This window comes from Streptomyces sp. NBC_01294 (assembly GCF_035917235.1).
Classification (GTDB): Bacteria; Actinomycetota; Actinomycetes; order Streptomycetales; family Streptomycetaceae; genus Streptomyces; species Streptomyces caledonius.
The window spans coordinates 3,372,029-3,389,805 of sequence record NZ_CP108423.1; the positions used below are offsets into that span (position 1 = coordinate 3,372,029).

Consider the following 17,777-nt stretch of genomic DNA (forward strand, 5'->3'; position numbering starts at 1 on the left):
CCCCGTTCGGAGGCGCGCCGCGTGCGCCGGGCGGGACGGGCCGGGATGGTGGACGGACGACTGGAATCGGGAACCCGTACCCCGTACCCCCACCGCGAGGAGCCGCCGCCATGACCGTACGCAGCCTGAGGATCGTCGTCACCTGCGCGGCCGCCCTGTCGCTCGGCCTGACCGCCGTGGCCCCGGCGCACGGGGTCGAGGGGCCCGCGCCCGACCCGCGCGACCCGCGGGCCATGCGGGACATGGCGACGGCGATCGCGGCGACGGCCAAGTACGCGGACGAGCGGGAGGCCCTCAAGGACGGGTACGTCCCCCACGGCGAGGAGTGCATGACCAACCCGTTCGGGGTGGGCGCCATGAACTACCACTACGTCAAGCAGGCCAACTGGGGTTCGAAGGACCCCGCCAGGCCGACCGCGCTCCTCTACAGCAGGGAGAAGGACCGCAACGGCCGTCGCAGGCTCGAGGCCGTGGAGTGGATGTCCACCGACCGGGACCAGGACCTGAAGACCGCCGACGACCGGCCGAGCATGTTCGGGCTGCCCTTCGACGGACCCATGCCGGGCCACTGGTCGGGCATGCCCAAGCACTACGACCTGCACATGTGGGCGTACAAGAAGAACCCGGCCGGCCGCTTCCACAACTGGAACCCGGCACTGACCTGCCCGAAGAAGGCCCCCACCCCGGCCAAGCCGGCCGCCGCCCACCCGCACGGCCACTAGTCCGCGCGAGCCGTGCGGTCAAGTGCCACACGCATATGACTCACCCATAAGTGCGGCTTCTCCGGGAATCCCGGGCGATACGCTGGTCGGACTCGCGAGACTCCAGCACATGGGAGCACTACCGATGAGCGTCGATCCCGAGACCCCCGAGCAGGAGCCCGCCCCGCGCTGGCCCGTCCCGCCCGCGGGCGGGTGGACGGCCGACGACCTTGACCGGCTTCCCAACCTGCCTCCGCACACGGAGCTGATCGACGGGAGCCTGATTTTCGTGAGTCCGCAAACCCGTTTCCACATGCGAGCCCTGCGATTCTTCGAATGGCAACTCGAATCACTGGTTCCGGGCGGACTCGAAGTGATGAGAGAGTTCACCGTCGACATCGACCGACTGAACCGGCCCGAGCCGGACGTCCTCGTCGTCGATGAGGAACTGGCCCGGGGCCCCCAGCAACAGACACGGATCCCCGCCGCGTCCGTCCGGCTGGCCATCGAGGTCGTCTCTCCTGATTCGATCGCCCGGGACCGCGAGACCAAGCCGGCCAAGTACGCCCGGGCAGGAATCCCCCACTACTGGCGGGTCGAGAACAAGAACGACCGGGCAGTCGTCTACGTGTTCGAACTCGAACCGGCCACGCGTGTCTACGTCGCGACGGGCATCTTCCACGACCGGCTGAAGGTCGAGGTCCCCTTCCCCATCGACCTGGACCTCACCACGATCAAACCGAAGGGGCTACCGGAGTAGACCCGCACACGGCCAAGGGCCCGGCTCCCCCGAAGGGGACCGGGCCCTTGGCCGTTGCGCGAACCGGTCAGCGGACGAACGTGCTCGCCTGTCCCGCCAGGTCCAGGAAGTACTGCGGGGCCAGGCCCAGGACCAGGGTGACCGCGACGCCCACCGCGATGGTCGTCATCGTCAGCGGCGAGGGAACGGCCACCGTCGGGCCGTCGGCCTTCGGCTCGCTGAAGAACATCAGGACGATCACCCGGATGTAGAAGAACGCGGCGATCGCGGACGAGATGACACCGACCACGACCAGCACCCCCGCGCCCCCCTCCGCCGCCGCCTTGAACACGGCGAACTTGCCCGTGAAGCCCGACGTCAGCGGGATGCCGGCGAAGGCCAGCAGGAACACCGCGAAGACGGCCGCCGTCAGCGGCGAACGCCGGCCCAGACCCGCCCACTTGGACAGGTGCGTGGCCTCGCCGCCCGCGTCGCGCACCAGCGTGACCACCGCGAAGGCGCCGATCGTCACGAAGGAGTACGCGCCCAGGTAGAACAGGACGGACGAGACGCCCTCCGCCGAGGTCGCGATCACACCGGCCAGGATGAAGCCCGCGTGCGCGATCGAGGAGTACGCCAGCAGCCGCTTGACGTCCGTCTGGGTCACGGCGATCACCGCGCCCGCCAGCATCGTGACGATGGCCACCGCCCACATCACCGGCCGCCAGTCCCAGCGCAGCCCCGGCAGGACCACGTAGAGGAGCCGCAGGAGGGCACCAAAGGCGGCCACCTTCGTCGCCGCCGCCATGAAGCCGGTGACCGGCGTCGGGGCGCCCTGGTAGACGTCCGGGGTCCACATGTGGAAGGGGACCGCGCCGACCTTGAAGAGCAGGCCCATCAGGATCAGCGCGCTGCCGATCAGCAGCAGCGCGTCGTTGCCCATGGTGGAGGCCAGCGCCGGGTCGATCTTCCCGACCGTGCCGTCGACCACGTCGGCGATCACCGCGTACGAGACCGAGCCCGCGTACCCGTAGAGCAGGGCGATGCCGAAGAGGAGGAAGGCCGAGGAGAAGGCCCCCAGCAGGAAGTACTTCACCGCGGCCTCCTGCGACATCAGCCGCTGGCGGCGGGCGAGGGCGCAGAGCAGGTACAGCGGGAGGGAGAAGACCTCAAGGGCGATGAACAGCGTCAGCAGGTCGTTGGCCGCCGGGAAGATCAGCATGCCCGCGATCGCGAACAGGGCCAGCGGGAAGACCTCGGTGGTGGTGAAGCCCGCCTTGACGGCGGCCTTCTCGCTCTCGCTGCCCGGGACCGACGCCGCCTGGGCGGCGAAGGAGTCCACGCGGTTGCCGTGCGCGGCGGGGTCCAGCCGCCGCTCGGCGAAGGTGAAGACCGCGACGACCGAGGCCAGCAGGATGGTGCCCTGCAGGAAGAGCGCCGGGCCGTCCACCGCGATGGCGCCCATCGCGGCGACCTGTGCCTTGGTGGACCCGTACCCGCCGGCCGCGAGGCCGACGACCGCGGCGAAGGCCGAGGCCAGCGCGGCGAGGGTGAGGAACACCTGTACGTAGTAGCGGGCCTTGCGGGGCACGAAGGCCTCCACGAGGATCCCGAGCACCGCCGCGCCCACCACGATCAGCGTGGGCGCGAGCTGCGCGTATTCGATGGTCGGCGCCGGGATCCGGTCGACCGGTGCCTCGGCCGCCAGTGTCCACAGGCTGTGGGCGGAAGTCGCTGCGCTCACTTCGCCGCCTCCCCGTTCTTGGCTTCGACGTCGACCTCGGGCTTCGGGTCCGTCTGCTTCACGTCCGACATGGTGTACTCCACCGCCGGGTTGACGATGTCGGTGAGCACCTTCGGGTAGACGCCCAGTCCGATCAGCAGCGCGATCAGCGGGGCGACCACCAGTACCTCGCGCAGGCGCAGGTCCGGCATCGTTCGGACCTCCTCCTTCACGGGGCCGGTCATCGTGCGCTGGTAGAGCACCAGGGTGTACAGCGCGGCCAGCACGATGCCGGTGGTGGCGATGATGCCGACGACCGGGTACCGGGCGAACGTGCCGGCCAGGACCAGGAATTCACTGACGAAGGGCGCGAGGCCCGGCAGCGAGAGAGTGGCGAGGCCGCCGATCAGGAAGGTGCCGGCGAGGACCGGGGCCACCTTCTGGACTCCGCCGTAGTCGGCGATGAGCCGCGAGCCGCGCCGCGAGATCAGGAAGCCGGCCACCAGCATCAGCGCCGCCGTCGACAGGCCGTGGTTGACCATGTAGAGGGTGGCGCCGGACTGGCCCTGGGAGGTCATCGCGAAGATGCCCAGGATGATGAAGCCGAAGTGCGAGATCGAGGCGTAGGCGACCAGCCGCTTGATGTCCCGCTGACCGACCGCGACCAGAGCGCCGTAGATGATGCTGATCAGGGCCAGGACGAGGATCACCGGCGTGGCCCACTTGCTGGCCTCGGGGAAGAGCCCGAGGCAGAAGCGGAGCATCGCGAAGGTGCCGACCTTGTCGACGACCGCGGTGATCAGCACGGCGACCGGGGCGGTGGACTCGCCCATCGCGTTCGGCAGCCAGGTGTGCAGGGGCCACAGCGGGGCCTTCACCGCGAAGGCGAAGAAGAAGCCGAGGAACAGCAGCCGCTCGGTGTTGGTCGCCATGTCGAGCGTGCCCGCGGCGCGCGCGGCGGTGATCTCCTGGAGCGAGAAGTTCCCGGCGACCACGTACAGGCCGATGACGGCGGCCAGCATGATCAGGCCGCCGGCCAGGTTGTAGAGGAGGAACTTGACCGCCGCGTACGAGCGCTGCGCGGCCGCGTTCTCATCGGATCCGGAGTGGGCCCGGTCCCCGAAGCCGCCGATGAGGAAGTACATCGGGATGAGCATGGCTTCGAAGAAGATGTAGAAGAGGAAGACGTCGGTGGCCTCGAAGGAGATGATCACCATCGCCTCGACCAGCAGGATCAGGGCGAAGAAACCCTGCGTCGGCCGCCAACGCGACGACTTGGTCTCCAGAGGGTCGGCGTCGTGCCAGCCCGCCGCGATCACGAAGGGGATGAGCAGCGCCGTGAGCCCGATGAGGACCACGCCGATGCCGTCCACGCCCAGCTCGTAGCGGACGCCGAAGTCGGCGATCCAGGAGCGGGATTCGGTGAGCTGGTAGCGGTCGCCGCCGGGATCGAAGCGGACCGCGACGAGCACGGCCAGGGCCAGTGTCGCCAGCGAGAAGAACAGTGCGAGCCACTTGGCGGCGGTCCTGCGGGTTGCCGGGACGGCCGCCGTCAGGATCGCGCCGACCGCGGGGACCGCGGCCGTCACCGTCAGAAGCGGGAAATTCATATCACACCGCCCTCATCAGCAGGGTCGCGGCGATCAGGACCACCGTGCCCCCGAACATCGAGACCGCGTAGCTGCGGGCGTAGCCGTTCTGCAGCTTGCGCAGCCGGCCCGAGAGGCCGCCGACCGAGGCGGCCGTCCCGTTGACCACCCCGTCGACCAGGCTGTGGTCGACGTACACGAGCGAGCGGGTCAGGTGCTCCCCGCCGCGCACCAGCACGACGTGGTTGAAGTCGTCCTGGTACAGGTCCTGCCGGGCCGCCCGGGTGACGAGCGAGCCGCGCGGGGCGATGACCGGGACGGGCCTGCGGCCGTACATCGCCCAGGCGATGCCGACGCCGATGACGAGGACCACCATGGTGGCCAGCGTCACCGTCAGGGCGCTGACCGGCGGGTGGCCGTGCGCGTAGCCGGTGACGGGCTCCAGCCACTTCACGAACCGCTCGCCGATCGCGAAGTAGCCGCCGGCGAAGACCGACCCGAACGCCAGGATGATCATCGGGATGGTCATCGACTTCGGGGACTCGTGCGGGTGGGGCAGCTCCCCGCTCTTCGCGTCCGGCTGCCAGCGCTTCTCGCCGAAGAAGGTGAGGAGCATGACCCGGGTCATGTAGAACGCGGTGATGCCGGCGCCCAGCAGGGTGACCCCGCCGAGGATCCAGCCCTCGGTGCCGCCCTTGGCGAAGGCCGCCTCGATGATCAGGTCCTTGGAGAAGAAGCCCGACAGGCCCGGGAAGCCGATGATGGCCAGGTACCCGAGTCCGAAGGTCACGAAGGTGACCGGCATGTACTTCCGCAGCGCCCCGTACTTGCGCATGTCGACCTCGTCGTTCATCCCGTGCATCACGGAACCGGCGCCGAGGAAGAGGCCCGCCTTGAAGAAGCCGTGCGTCACCAGGTGCATGATCGCGAAGACGTAGCCGATCGGGCCGAGGCCCGCGGCGAGGATCATGTAGCCGATCTGCGACATCGTCGAGCCCGCCAGGGCCTTCTTGATGTCGTCCTTCGCGCAACCGACGATCGCACCGAAGAGCAGCGTGACCGCACCCACGATGGTGACCACCAGCTGGGCGTCCGGCGCCGCGTTGAAGATGGCGCCGGAGCGGACGATCAGGTACACGCCCGCCGTCACCATGGTGGCCGCGTGGATCAGGGCCGAGACCGGGGTCGGGCCCTCCATCGCGTCACCGAGCCAGGACTGCAGCGGGACCTGCGCCGACTTGCCGCAGGCGGCCAGCAGCAGCATCAGGCCGATCGCCGTCAGCGTGCCTTCGGACGCCTCGCCCACCGCGCCCAGCACCGGCCCGAAGGCGAAGGTCCCGAAGGTGGTGAACATCAGCATGATCGCGATCGACAGGCCCATGTCGCCGACGCGGTTGACCAGGAAGGCCTTCTTCGCGGCCGTGGCCGCGCTGGGCTTGTGCTGCCAGAAGCCGATCAGGAGGTACGAGGCGAGGCCCACGCCCTCCCATCCGAAGTACAGCAGCAGGTAGTTGTCGGCGAGGACCAGCAGCAGCATCGCCGCGACGAACAGGTTCAGGTAGCCGAAGAAGCGGCGGCGGCGCTCGTCGTGCTCCATGTACCCGATCGAGTACACGTGGATGAGCGTGCCCACCCCGGAGATCAGCAGGACGAAGGTCATCGACAGCTGGTCCAGCTGGAAGGCCATGTCCGCCTGGAAGCCCTCGACGGGGATCCAGGTGTACAGGGTCTGGTGCAGGGTCCGGTCGTCGGCACTGCGGCCCAGCAGGTCGGCGAACAGGGCGACGCCGATCCCGAAGGAGACCGCCGCGAGCACGGTGCCGATCCAATGACCGACCTTGTCGAGGCGCCGGCCGCCGCACAGCAGCACCACCGCTCCGAGCAGGGGCGCTGCGATCAGCAGCGCAATCAGGTTCTCCACAGCGACCCCTTACAGCTTCATCAGGCTGGCGTCGTCGACCGAGGCCGAGTGGCGGGTACGGAACAGCGACACGATGATCGCCAGGCCGACGACGACCTCCGCGGCGGCGACGACCATCGTGAAGAACGCGATGATCTGGCCGTCGAGGTTGCCGTGCATCCGGGAGAACGCGACGAGGGCGAGGTTGCAGGCATTGAGCATCAGCTCGATGCACATGAACAGCACGATCGCGTTCTTGCGGATCAGCACGCCGGCCGCACCGATGGTGAACAGCAGGGACGCCAGGTACAGGTAGTTGACCGGATTCACTTCGAGGCCTCCTCACGGCCGAGGCGCTCCGAGGAACGCTGCTCCAGGGCCTTGAGGTCGTCGAGCGCCTCGCTGGAGACGTCCCGGATCTGGCCGCGGGCGCGCAGCGTCTGGCTGACGGTCAGCTCGGACGGGGTGCCGTCCGGCAGCAGGCCGGGGACGTCCACCGCGTTGTGCCGGGCGTAGACGCCGGGCGCGGGCAGCGGCGGGAGCTGCACGCCCTCGCGGACGCGCTTCTCGGCCAGCTCGCGCTGGGTGGCGGCCCGTTCGGTGCGCTCGCGGTGGGTGAGCACCATCGCGCCGACGGCCGCGGTGATCAGCAGCGCGCCGGTGATCTCGAAGGCGAAGACGTACTTGGTGAAGATCAGCTGCGCCAGGCCCTCGACGTGTCCGGCGGAGTTGATCCGGCCGAGCCCGTTGAAGTGGGTGAGGTTGGCGTGGCCGATGCCGGCGATCAGCAGGATGCCGAAGCCGAGCCCGCACAGGACGGCCAGCCAGCGCTGTCCCTTGATGGTCTCCTTCAGGGAGTCGGCGGCGGTGACGCCGACGAGCATGACCACGAAGAGGAACAGCATCATGATCGCGCCGGTGTAGACGATGACCTGGACGACGCCCAGGAAGTACGCCCCGTTGGCGAGGTAGAAGACGGCCAGGATGATCATCGTCCCGGCCAGGCTGAGGGCGCTGTGCACGGACTTCTTCATCAGGATCGTGGCCAGGGCGCCGATGACGGCGACCGTGCCGAGGATCCAGAACTGGATCGCCTCTCCCGTGGAGGTCATGGAGGCGGCGATGGCGCTCATGCCCCCACCTCCTCGGACTGCCCGTTCCCCGGGGCCGCTTCGCCCTCGGGCACCTCGCCCTTGGAGACGGCCACCTGCCGGACCGTGCCCGGGGCGGCCCCCGTCACCCGGCCCTGGTAGTAGTCCGTGTCCTCCATGCCGGGGAAGACCGAGTGCGGTGCCTCGACCATGCCCTCGGTCAGGCCGGCCAGCAGCTGGTCCTTGGTGTAGATGAGCGATTCGCGGCTGGCGTCGGCCAGCTCGAACTCGTTCGTCATGGTCAGCGCCCTGGTCGGGCACGCCTCGACGCACAGCCCGCACAGGATGCAGCGGGCGTAGTTGATCTGGTAGACGGCGCCGTACCGCTCGCCCGGGGAGTAGCGCTCCTCCTCGGTGTTGTCCGCGCCCTCCACGTAGATCGCGTCGGCGGGACAGGCCCAGGCGCACAGCTCGCACCCGATGCACTTCTCCAGACCGTCGGGGTGCCGGTTGAGCTGGTGCCGTCCGTGGAAGCGCGGGGCGGTCGTCTTCTGCTGCTCCGGGTACTGCTCGGTGAGGCGCTTCTTGAACATGGCCTTGAAGGTCACGCCGAAGCCGGCCACCGGGTTCTGCCACTTCTCGTCAGACATTCTCAGCACCCTCCTCTCGGTCACTGTCAGTATTCGACCCGCCACTGACAATCAGCTCCCGCTCGCCGCGAGGCCGCCTGCGCGGTACGGGTGCCAGGTGCTGGCCGGGCTTGGGCGGTACGGGGAACCCGCCCGCCAGCGGGTCGAAGGCCTCGGCGTCCTTCACCGCCTCCGCGGCGGCCGCCTTCTCGCGTTTGTCGCGGAAGAGGTCCGCGACGAAGGAGAGCAGCAGGATCGCCACGACGGCGCCGCCGACGTAGAGGACGATCTCGCTGAAGTCGTACGCCTCGTTGCGCAGCGCCCGGACGGTGGCGACCAGCATCAGCCAGACCACGGAGACCGGGATCAGGACCTTCCAGCCGAGCTTCATCAGCTGGTCGTAGCGCACGCGTGGCAGCGTGCCGCGCAGCCAGATGAAGAAGAACAGCAGCAACTGCACCTTGAGGACGAACCAGAGCATCGGCCACCAGCCGTGGTTCGCGCCCTCCCAGTACGTCGAGATCGGCGCCGGGGCCCGCCAGCCGCCCAGGAAGAGGGTGACGGAGACCGCCGAGACGGTGACCATGTTGACGTACTCGGCGAGCATGAACAGCGCGAACTTGATGGACGAGTACTCGGTGTTGAAGCCGCCGACCAGGTCGCCCTCGGACTCCGGCATGTCGAAGGGGGCGCGGTTCGTCTCGCCGACCATCGTGATGACGTAGATGATGAAGGAGACCGGCAGCAGGATGATGTACCAGCGGTCCGCCTGCGCCTCCACGATCGCCGAGGTCGACATCGACCCGGAGTAGAGGAAGACCGAGGCGAAGGCCGCGCCCATCGCGATCTCGTAGGAGATCATCTGCGCGCAGGAGCGCAGGCCGCCGAGGAGCGGGTAGGTGGAGCCGGAGGACCAGCCCGCCAGCACGATGCCGTAGATGCCGACCGAGGCCACCGCGAGGATGTAGAGCATCGCGATGGGCAGGTCGGTCAGCTGCATCGTGGTGCGCTGGCCGAAGATGGAGACCTCGTTGCCCGCGGGCCCGAAGGGGATCACCGCGATGGCCATGAAGGCCGGGATCGCCGCGATGATCGGGGCCAGGACGTAGACCACCTTGTCGGCCCGCTTGACGATCAGGTCTTCCTTGAGCATCAGCTTCACGCCGTCGGCGAGCGACTGGAGCATGCCCCAGGGGCCGTGCCGGTTCGGGCCGATGCGCAGCTGCATCCAGGCGACGACCTTGCGCTCCCACACGATGGAGAACAGCACGGTCACCATCAGGAAGGCGAAGCAGAACACCGCCTTGATGACGACGAGCCACCAGACGTCCCGGCCGAACAGGGAGAGGTCCTCGGCGGCCAGTTGGACGAAGTCACCGTGTACCGCGTTCACGCGTCCACCTCCGCGGGGGCGGCGCCGGCGCCGGCCGGGAGCGCCGGGCCGATGCGTACGAGGGTGCCCGGGCGGGCTCCGGCGTCGGCGAGGACGCCGGAGCCGGTGGAGTTCAGCGGGAGCCAGACCACGCGGTCGGGCATCTCGGTGATCCGGAGCGGGAGTTCCACGGTGCCGGCCGGGCCGGTGACCGCGAGGACGTCGCCGTTCTTGACGCCCGTCTCGGCGGCTGTGGCCGCCGACAGCCGGGCACTGGCCTCGTGCCGGGTGCCGGCCAGGGCGTCGTCGCCCTCCTGGAGCCGGCCGAGGTCGAGCAGGAGCCGGTGGCCCGCGAGGACCGCCTCGCCGACGCCCGGGCGGGGCAGCGGCACGGTGTCCGTCGCCTGTCCGGCGGCGCGCTCCCCGGCCCACGGGCCGAGCGCGTCGATCTCCCGGCGTACGGCGTGTACGTCGGGCAGCGCGATCGGCCGGTCGGCGGCGTCGGCCAGCATGTGCAGCACGCGGGCGTCGGCCGGGGCGAGCCGGCGGGTCATCTGGTCGGGCTTGAGCGCGGCCTCGAACGGCCGGACCCTGCCCTCCCAGTTGATGAACGCGCCCGCCTTCTCGGCGACCGCGGCGACCGGCAGGACGACGTCCGCGTGGTCCGTGACCTCGCCGGCCCGCAGTTCCAGGGAGACCACGAAGGCCTCCTGGAGGGCGGTCCGCGCACGGTCCGGGTCCGGCAGGTCGGTCACCTCGACGCCCGCGACCAGCAGGGCCGAGAGCTCCCGGGTCGCGGCCGCCTCGACGATCTGGCCGGTGTCGCGGCCGTAGCGGTGCGGGAGTTCGTCCAGGCCCCAGGCGGTGGCGACCTCGTCGCGCGCCCGCGGGTCGGTGGCCGGACGGCCGCCCGGCAGCAGGGACGGCAGCGCGCCCGCCTCGATCGCGGCCCGCTCCCCGGCGCGGCGCGGGATCCACACCAGCTTCGCCCCGGTCGCGGCGGCGGCCCGTACGGCGGCGGTCAGCGCGCCGGGCACCCCGGCGAGGCGCTCCCCGACGACGATGACGGCCCCGGGCCGGCGCAGCGCGTCGGCGGCTTCGGTGCCGCCCGCCTCCAGGCCGGTCCGGGAGGCCAGCGCGTCGAGCCACTCGGGCTCGGTGCCGGGGGCGGCGGCCAGCAGGGTGCCGCCCGTCTTCTCCAGGCCGCGGGTGGCGAAGGGGGCCAGGGCGAAGGTCCGCTGCTTGTGCTTGCGGTGGGCCTTGCGCAGCCGCAGGAAGACGCCGGGGGCCTCCTCCTCCGCCTCGATGCCGACGAGCAGCACGGTGGGCGCCGCCTCCAGCGAGGTGTACGTGACCCCCTCGCCGTCGAGGTCCTTGCCGGTGCCGGCCACGGTGGCGGCCAGGAACTCGGCCTCCTCCGCGCTGTGCACGCGGGCCCGGAAGTCGATGTCGTTGGTGTCCAGCACGACCCGGGCGAACTTGGCGTACGCGTAGGCGTCCTCGACGGTGAGCCGGCCGCCGGTGAGCACCCCGGCCCGGCCGCGCGCGGCGGCGAGCCCGTTAGCCGCGGCCTCCAGGGCCTCGGGCCAGCTCGCCGGCTCCAGCACCCCGGCGGCGTTGCGCACGAGCGGGGTGGTCAGCCGGTCCGGGCGCTGCGCGTAGCGGAACCCGAAGCGGCCCTTGTCGCAGACCCACTCCTCATTGACCTCGGGGTCCTCGGCGGCGAGGCGCCGCAGCACCTTGCCGCGCCGGTGGTCGGTACGGGTCGCGCAGCCGCCCGCGCAGTGCTCGCACACGCTCGGGGAGGAGACGAGGTCGAAGGGGCGGGAGCGGAACCGGTAGGCGGCCGAGGTGAGGGCGCCGACCGGGCAGATCTGGATGGTGTTGCCGGAGAAGTACGACTCGAAGGGGTCGCCCTCACCGGTGCCGACCTGCTGCAGCGCGCCGCGCTCCAGCAGCTCGATCATCGGGTCGCCGGCGATCTCGTTGGAGAAGCGGGTGCAGCGCGCGCAGAGCACGCACCGCTCGCGGTCCAGCAGCACCTGGGTGGAGATCGGGACCGGCTTCTCGTACGTGCGCTTCTTGCCCTCGAAACGCGATTCGGCGTTGCCGTGCGACATCGCCTGGTTCTGCAGCGGGCACTCGCCGCCCTTGTCACAGACCGGGCAGTCCAGCGGGTGGTTGATGAGCAGCAGCTCCATCACCCCGCGCTGGGCCTTGTCGGCGACCTCGGACGTCAGCTGGGTCTTGACGACCATGCCGTCGGTGCAGGTGATGGTGCAGGAGGCCATCGGCTTGCGCTGGCCCTCGACCTCGACGATGCACTGGCGGCAGGCGCCGACCGGGGAGAGGAGGGGGTGGTCGCAGAACCGGGGGATCTCGATGCCGAGCTGCTCCGCGGCCCGGATGACGAGGGTGCCCTTGGGCACGGACAGCTCGGCCCCGTCGATGGTCAGCGAGACCATGTTCTCGGACGTCCCGTGCGGCCCGGCCGCGTCTCCTCCGGAGGCGGCCGTAGTGGTGACGGTCATGCGTTCACCTCCGTGTCGGCCCAGAGGGTCGACTTCCTGGGGTCGAAGGGGCAGCCCTTGCCCGTGATGTGCTGCTCGTACTCCTCGCGGAAGTACTTGAGCGAGGAGAAGATCGGGCTGGCCGCGCCATCGCCCAGTGCGCAGAAGGACTTGCCGTTGATGTTGTCGGCGATGTCGTTCAGCTTGTCGAGGTCGGACATGACGCCCTTGCCGGCCTCGATGTCGCGGAGCAACTGGACCAGCCAGTAGGTGCCTTCGCGGCAGGGGGTGCACTTGCCGCAGGACTCGTGGGCGTAGAACTCCGTCCACCGGGTCACGGCCCGCACCACGCAGGTCGTCTCGTCGAAGCACTGGAGCGCCTTGGTGCCGAGCATCGAGCCGGCCGCGCCCACGCCCTCGTAGTCGAGCGGGACGTCGAGGTGCTCGTCCGTGAACATCGGGGTGGAGGAGCCGCCCGGGGTCCAGAACTTCAGCCGGTGCCCGGGCCGCATGCCCCCGCTCATGTCGAGGAGCTGGCGCAGCGTGATGCCGAGCGGGGCCTCGTACTGGCCGGGGCCGACGACGTGCCCGGAGAGCGAATACAGCGTGAAGCCGGGGGACTTCTCGGTCCCCATCGCCTTGAACCAGTCCTTGCCCTTGTTCAGGATCGCGGGAACCGACGCGATGGACTCCACGTTGTTGACGACAGTGGGGCACGCGTAGAGCCCCTCGACGGCAGGGAAGGGAGGACGCAGCCGGGGCTGACCGCGCCGGCCTTCGAGGGAGTCGAGCAGCGCCGTCTCCTCGCCGCAGATGTACGCGCCCGCTCCCGCGTGCACCGTGATGTCGAGGTCGAGCCCGCTCCCGAGGATGTCCTTGCCGAGATATCCGGCCTCGTACGCCTCGCGCACCGCCTCGTGCAGGCGCCGCAGGACCGGCACCACCTCGCCGCGCAGGTAGATGAAGGCGTGCTGCGAACGGATCGCGTAGCAGGCGATGATCATTCCCTCGATGAGGGAGTGCGGGTTGGCGAAGAGGAGGGGGATGTCCTTGCAGGTTCCCGGCTCCGACTCGTCCGCGTTCACGACGAGGTAGTGCGGCTTTCCGTCGCCCTGCGGGATGAACTGCCACTTCATCCCGGTGGGGAAGCCCGCGCCGCCGCGGCCGCGCAGACCCGAGTCCTTCACGTACGCGATGAGGTCGTCCGGGGTCATCGCGAGCGCCTTGCGCAGGCCCTCGTAGCCCTCGTGACGCCGGTAGGTCTCCAGCGTCCACGACTGCGGCTCGTCCCAGAAGGCCGACAGCACGGGGGCGAGAAGCTTCTCCGGGCTGCCGTTCTTGCTCAGTTCGGTGGACACGGTCATCACTCCCCTCCCTCGGTGGTGGTCGCGCCCCGCGGGTGCACGATCGAGGCGTGCGGGGACTCGCCGCGGGCGATGCGCAGCCCGATCAGGGAGGCCGGACCGGCGCCGCCGGTCGCCTCGACCGCTCCCTCGCGCTCGTCCGGGAACCCGGCCAGGATCCGGGCCGTCTCCTTGTACGTGCACAGCGGAGCGCCCCGGGTCGGCGAGACCTCTCGGCCGGCCAGCAGGTCGTCGACCAGGGCCTTGGCGGATTCGGGGGTCTGGTTGTCGAAGAACTCCCAGTTGACCATCACCACGGGGGCGAAGTCGCAGGCCGCGTTGCACTCGATGTGTTCGAGGGTGACCTTGCCGTCGGGGGTGGTCTCGTTGTTGCCGACCCCGAGGTGCTCCTTGAGCTCGTCGAAGATGGCGTCGCCGCCCATCACCGCGCACAGGGTGTTCGTGCAGACGCCGACCTGGTAGTCGCCCGAGGGCTTGCGCCGGTACATCGTGTAGAAGGTCGCCACCGCCGTGACCTCGGCGGTGGTCAGGCCCAGCACCTCGGCGCAGAAGCGGACGCCGGTGCGCGAGACGTAGCCCTCCTGCGACTGGCACAGGTGCAGCAGCGGGAGCAGCGCGGAGCGGCTGTCGGGGTAGCGGGCGATGACGTCCCTGGCGTCCGCTTCGAGGCGCTCGCGTACCTCCGCCGGAAAGTCGGGGGCCGGCAGCTGGGGCATGCCCAGCGAGACCCCTTGGTTCGAAGGACTGGCGGTCATCGGTCGACGCCTCCCATCACGGGGTCGATGGAGGCGACGGCGACGATGACGTCGGCGACCTGGCCGCCCTCGCACATCGCGGCCATGGCCTGCAGGTTGGTGAAGGACGGGTCGCGGAAGTGGACCCGGTAGGGGCGGGTTCCGCCGTCGGAGACGACGTGCACGCCGAGCTCGCCCTTGGGGGACTCGACGGCCGCGTACACCTGCCCCGCCGGTACCCGGAAGCCCTCGGTCACCAGCTTGAAGTGGTGGATGAGGGCCTCCATGGAGGTGCCCATGATGTTCCTGATGTGGTCGAGCGAGTTGCCGAGGCCGTCGGGGCCCATCGCCAGCTGCGCGGGCCAGGCGATCTTCTTGTCGGCGACCATCACCGGGCCCGGCTCCAGGCGCTCCAGGCACTGCTCGACGATGCGCAGCGACTGGCGCATCTCCTCCAGGCGGACGAGGAACCGCCCGTAGGAGTCACAGGTCTCGGTGGTCGGCACGTCGAACTCGTAGTTCTCGTAGCCGCAGTACGGGTCCGACTTGCGCAGGTCGTGCGGCAGGCCGGCGGAGCGCAGGATCGGGCCGGTGGCGCCGAGCGCCATGCAGCCGGTGAGGTCGAGGTAGCCGACGTCCTGCATGCGGGCCTTGAAGATGGGGTTGCCGGTGGCGAGCTTGTCGTACTCCGGCAGGTTCTTCTTCATGGTCTTGAGGAATTCGCGCAGCTGGTCGACGGCGCCCGGGGGCAGGTCCTGCGCGAGGCCGCCGGGGCGGACGAACGCGTGGTTCATGCGCAGCCCGGTGATCAGCTCGAAGATGTCGAGGATCAGCTCGCGGTCGCGGAAGCCGTAGATCATGATCGTGGTCGCGCCCAGCTCCATGCCGCCGGTGGCGATGCACACCAGGTGGGAGGAGAGCCGGTTGAGCTCCATCAGCAGGACGCGGATGACGGTGGCTCGGTCCGGGATCTGGTCGGTGATGCCGAGCAGCTTCTCGACGCCCAGGCAGTACGCCGTCTCGTTGAAGAACGGCGTCAGGTAGTCCATGCGCGTCACGAAGGTGGTGCCCTGCGTCCAGTTCCGGTATTCGAGGTTCTTCTCGATGCCGGTGTGCAGGTAGCCGATGCCGCAGCGGGCCTCGGTGACCGTCTCGCCGTCGATCTCCAGGATCAGGCGGAGCACGCCGTGGGTGGACGGGTGCTGGGGGCCCATGTTGACGACGATCCGCTCGTCGTCGGCCCTGGCCGCGGACTGGACGATCTCGTCCCAGTCGCCGCCGGTGACGGTGTAGACGGTGCCCTCGGTCGTCTCGCGCGCGGAGGCGTGGCCGGCGTCGGCGTGGCCGGCGGAGGCGTGATTCGAAGTGGACATCAGCTGTACGACCTCCGCTGGTCGGGAGCCGGGATCTGGGCGCCCTTGTACTCGATGGGGATGCCGCCGAGCGGGTAGTCCTTGCGCTGCGGGAAGCCCTGCCAGTCGTCCGGCATCATGATCCGGGTGAGGGCCGGGTGCCCGTCGAAGATCAGGCCGAAGAAGTCGTACGTCTCGCGCTCGTGCCAGTCGTTGGTCGGGTAGACGGAGACGAGCGAGGGGACGTGCGGGTCGCTGTCCGGGACGGACACCTCCAGCCGCAGGATCCGGCCGTGCGTGAGCGAGCGCAGGTGGTACACGGCGTGCAGCTCGCGGCCCACGTCGTGAATCGGCGCAGTGTCGGGGAAGTGCACGCCGGAGACGCCGGTGCAGAGCTCGAAGCGCAGGGCCGGGTCGTCGCGCAGGGTGCTCGCGACCCGGACGAGGTGCTCGCGGGCGATGTGGAGAGTGAGCTCTCCCCGATCTACGACCACCTTCTCGATCGCGTTCGCAGGGAGCAGGTCCTGCTCCTCCAAGGCGCCCTCCAGCTCGTCCACGACCTCGTCGAAGTACGAGCCGTAGGGCCGAGCGGACGGGCCCGGGAGGGCAATCGTCCGCACCAGCCCGCCGTAGCCGCTGGTGTCCCCGCCGCCCGCGGCCCCGAACATGCCCTTGCGGACGCCGATGACCTCGGGGCCCTGGGCGCGGGGCGCGGGGAAGTTGCTGCCGTTCCCGCCGTGGGTGCCGTTCGTGCCGTTGGTGCCGTTCTCCGGCTCTTGGGTCTCGCTCACCGGAGCAGCCCCTTCATCTCGATGATGGGGAGGGCCTTGAGGGCCGCCTCCTCCGCCTCACGGGCCGCCTCTTCCCGGTTCACGCCGAGCTTGGAGCCCTGGATCTTCTGGTGGAGCTTGAGGATCGCGTCCATCAGCATCTCGGGGCGCGGCGGGCAGCCCGGCAGGTAGATGTCCACCGGAACGATGTGGTCGACGCCCTGGACGATCGCGTAGTTGTTGAACATTCCGCCCGAAGATGCACAAACCCCCATGGAGATGACCCATTTGGGAGCGGGCATCTGGTCGTACACCTGCCGCAGTACCGGCGCCATCTTCTGGCTGACCCGTCCGGCCACGATCATCAGATCGGCCTGGCGCGGGGAGCCGCGGAAGACCTCCATGCCGAAGCGGGCCAGGTCGTACCGGCCCGCTCCGGTGGTCATCATCTCGATGGCACAGCAGGCGAGGCCGAACGTCGCCGGGAAGACCGACGACTTGCGCACCCAGCCCGCGGCCTGTTCGACGGTGGTCAGCAGAAAGCCGCTCGGCAGCTTCTCTTCCAGTCCCATGGAAAATTCAGCCCCTCAGTCCCATTCCAGGCCGCCGCGGCGCCACACGTAGGCGTAGGCGACGAAGACGGTGAGCACGAAGAGCAGCATCTCGACGAGCCCGAAGATCCCCAGGGAGTCGAAGGTGACGGCCCAGGGGTAGAGGAAGACGACCTCGATATCGAAGATGATGAAGAGCATCGCCGTCAGGTAGTACTTGATCGGGAAGCGGCCGCCGCCGGCCGGCATCGGTGTGGGCTCGATGCCGCACTCGTAGGCCTCAAGCTTTGCCCGGTTGTACCGTTTTGGGCCGATCAGCGTGGCCATGACCACGGAGAAGATCGCAAACCCTGCGCCGAGGGCGCCGAGCACGAGGATGGGCGCGTACAGATTCACGCTCCTCGCTCCTTCCAGTCGTCCTTGACCGTTGGACCGCTGCCGGCCGGGGATGCCTCCCAGCGGTGACTGGGGGCGTGCCCCGCCTCGCGAAGATCGTGCACATGTGAGGCAGTTCACAAGCCGGACTGCTGCGCATCTTATGCCTGCTCCTCTGTGATCTGCGACACGGGTTACAACAACGAGTTTGTGATCTCCACCACCTGACGATTGATCATGAAGTCCGATGAGTGGTGATCTTCGTACGCGAAGCATCCACATGATCACCAAAGGTGACATCCGACTCTGTTACCGCAGGTAGAAGGCGTACCGCACTATCAAACATGCCCCTTGCACGCAAATTGGCGACCATGGAG

General features: G+C 69.4%; 16 protein-coding genes. 2 read left to right on the top strand and 14 right to left on the bottom strand.

All coding sequences use genetic code 11. The features are described 5' to 3' along the window. The first annotated feature begins 110 nt into the window (after window positions 1-110). A complete protein-coding gene (locus tag OG534_RS15055) occupies window positions 111-722 on the top strand; it encodes a hypothetical protein (RefSeq protein ID WP_326588570.1) in 612 nt (203 codons plus the stop codon). A 124-nt stretch (window positions 723-846) separates the two neighbouring features. After that, window positions 847-1,461 carry a Uma2 family endonuclease gene (locus OG534_RS15060; RefSeq protein WP_326588571.1) on the top strand — a complete coding sequence of 205 codons (615 nt, stop codon included), beginning with the start codon at window positions 847-849 and terminating at the stop codon, window positions 1,459-1,461. A 67-nt stretch (window positions 1,462-1,528) separates the two neighbouring features. On the opposite strand, the gene nuoN is transcribed toward OG534_RS15060, so the two are convergent. From nuoN to OG534_RS15130, 14 genes are read right to left on the bottom strand one after another with little or no spacing between them, the layout of a single operon-like run. Further along, window positions 1,529-3,184 carry an NADH-quinone oxidoreductase subunit NuoN gene (gene nuoN / locus OG534_RS15065; RefSeq protein WP_326588572.1) on the bottom strand — a complete coding sequence of 552 codons (1,656 nt, stop codon included), beginning with the start codon at window positions 3,182-3,184 and terminating at the stop codon, window positions 1,529-1,531. After that, entirely contained in the window at window positions 3,181-4,773 is a 1,593-nt protein-coding gene (locus tag OG534_RS15070; RefSeq protein ID WP_326588573.1) for an NADH-quinone oxidoreductase subunit M, read from the bottom strand. The genes nuoN and OG534_RS15070 overlap by 4 nt, the downstream gene beginning before the upstream one ends. A 1-nt stretch (window position 4,774) precedes the next feature. Next, on the bottom strand, window positions 4,775-6,673 hold the full coding sequence (gene nuoL / locus OG534_RS15075; RefSeq protein ID WP_326588574.1) for an NADH-quinone oxidoreductase subunit L: 1,899 nt from the start codon (window positions 6,671-6,673) through the stop codon (window positions 4,775-4,777). Between the two features lie 9 nt (window positions 6,674-6,682). Beyond that, complete coding sequence (gene nuoK, locus OG534_RS15080; protein ID WP_326588575.1) at window positions 6,683-6,982, bottom strand: NADH-quinone oxidoreductase subunit NuoK; 300 nt, start codon at window positions 6,980-6,982, stop codon at window positions 6,683-6,685. Further along, the gene (locus tag OG534_RS15085) at window positions 6,979-7,785 is read right to left on the bottom strand and encodes an NADH-quinone oxidoreductase subunit J (RefSeq protein WP_326588576.1); all 807 of its coding nucleotides are present in this window, start codon (window positions 7,783-7,785) and stop codon (window positions 6,979-6,981) included. Before OG534_RS15085 ends, nuoK begins: the two co-directional genes overlap by 4 nt. Further along, window positions 7,782-8,393 carry an NADH-quinone oxidoreductase subunit NuoI gene (nuoI, locus tag OG534_RS15090; RefSeq protein WP_326588577.1) on the bottom strand — a complete coding sequence of 204 codons (612 nt, stop codon included), beginning with the start codon at window positions 8,391-8,393 and terminating at the stop codon, window positions 7,782-7,784. The genes OG534_RS15085 and nuoI overlap by 4 nt, the downstream gene beginning before the upstream one ends. Then, window positions 8,386-9,765 carry an NADH-quinone oxidoreductase subunit NuoH gene (nuoH, locus tag OG534_RS15095; RefSeq protein WP_326588578.1) on the bottom strand — a complete coding sequence of 460 codons (1,380 nt, stop codon included), beginning with the start codon at window positions 9,763-9,765 and terminating at the stop codon, window positions 8,386-8,388. Before nuoH ends, nuoI begins: the two co-directional genes overlap by 8 nt. Next, on the bottom strand, window positions 9,762-12,275 hold the full coding sequence (locus OG534_RS15100; RefSeq protein WP_326588579.1) for an NADH-quinone oxidoreductase subunit G: 2,514 nt from the start codon (window positions 12,273-12,275) through the stop codon (window positions 9,762-9,764). The genes nuoH and OG534_RS15100 overlap by 4 nt, the downstream gene beginning before the upstream one ends. After that, on the bottom strand, window positions 12,272-13,618 hold the full coding sequence (nuoF, locus tag OG534_RS15105; protein WP_326588580.1) for an NADH-quinone oxidoreductase subunit NuoF: 1,347 nt from the start codon (window positions 13,616-13,618) through the stop codon (window positions 12,272-12,274). The genes OG534_RS15100 and nuoF overlap by 4 nt, the downstream gene beginning before the upstream one ends. Continuing rightward, the gene (nuoE, locus tag OG534_RS15110; RefSeq protein ID WP_326588581.1) at window positions 13,618-14,373 is read right to left on the bottom strand and encodes an NADH-quinone oxidoreductase subunit NuoE; all 756 of its coding nucleotides are present in this window, start codon (window positions 14,371-14,373) and stop codon (window positions 13,618-13,620) included. Before nuoE ends, nuoF begins: the two co-directional genes overlap by 1 nt. Then, complete coding sequence (locus OG534_RS15115; RefSeq protein WP_326588582.1) at window positions 14,370-15,725, bottom strand: NADH-quinone oxidoreductase subunit D; 1,356 nt, start codon at window positions 15,723-15,725, stop codon at window positions 14,370-14,372. The genes nuoE and OG534_RS15115 overlap by 4 nt, the downstream gene beginning before the upstream one ends. After that, a complete protein-coding gene (locus OG534_RS15120) occupies window positions 15,725-16,495 on the bottom strand; it encodes an NADH-quinone oxidoreductase subunit C (protein ID WP_326588583.1) in 771 nt (256 codons plus the stop codon). Before OG534_RS15120 ends, OG534_RS15115 begins: the two co-directional genes overlap by 1 nt. Then, the gene (locus OG534_RS15125; RefSeq protein ID WP_030010012.1) at window positions 16,492-17,046 is read right to left on the bottom strand and encodes a NuoB/complex I 20 kDa subunit family protein; all 555 of its coding nucleotides are present in this window, start codon (window positions 17,044-17,046) and stop codon (window positions 16,492-16,494) included. Before OG534_RS15125 ends, OG534_RS15120 begins: the two co-directional genes overlap by 4 nt. Window positions 17,047-17,061: 15 nt before the next feature. Beyond that, window positions 17,062-17,421, bottom strand: a complete 360-nt coding sequence (locus tag OG534_RS15130; protein ID WP_326588584.1) for an NADH-quinone oxidoreductase subunit A — start codon at window positions 17,419-17,421, stop codon at window positions 17,062-17,064. Between the last annotated feature and the right edge of the window lie 356 nt (window positions 17,422-17,777).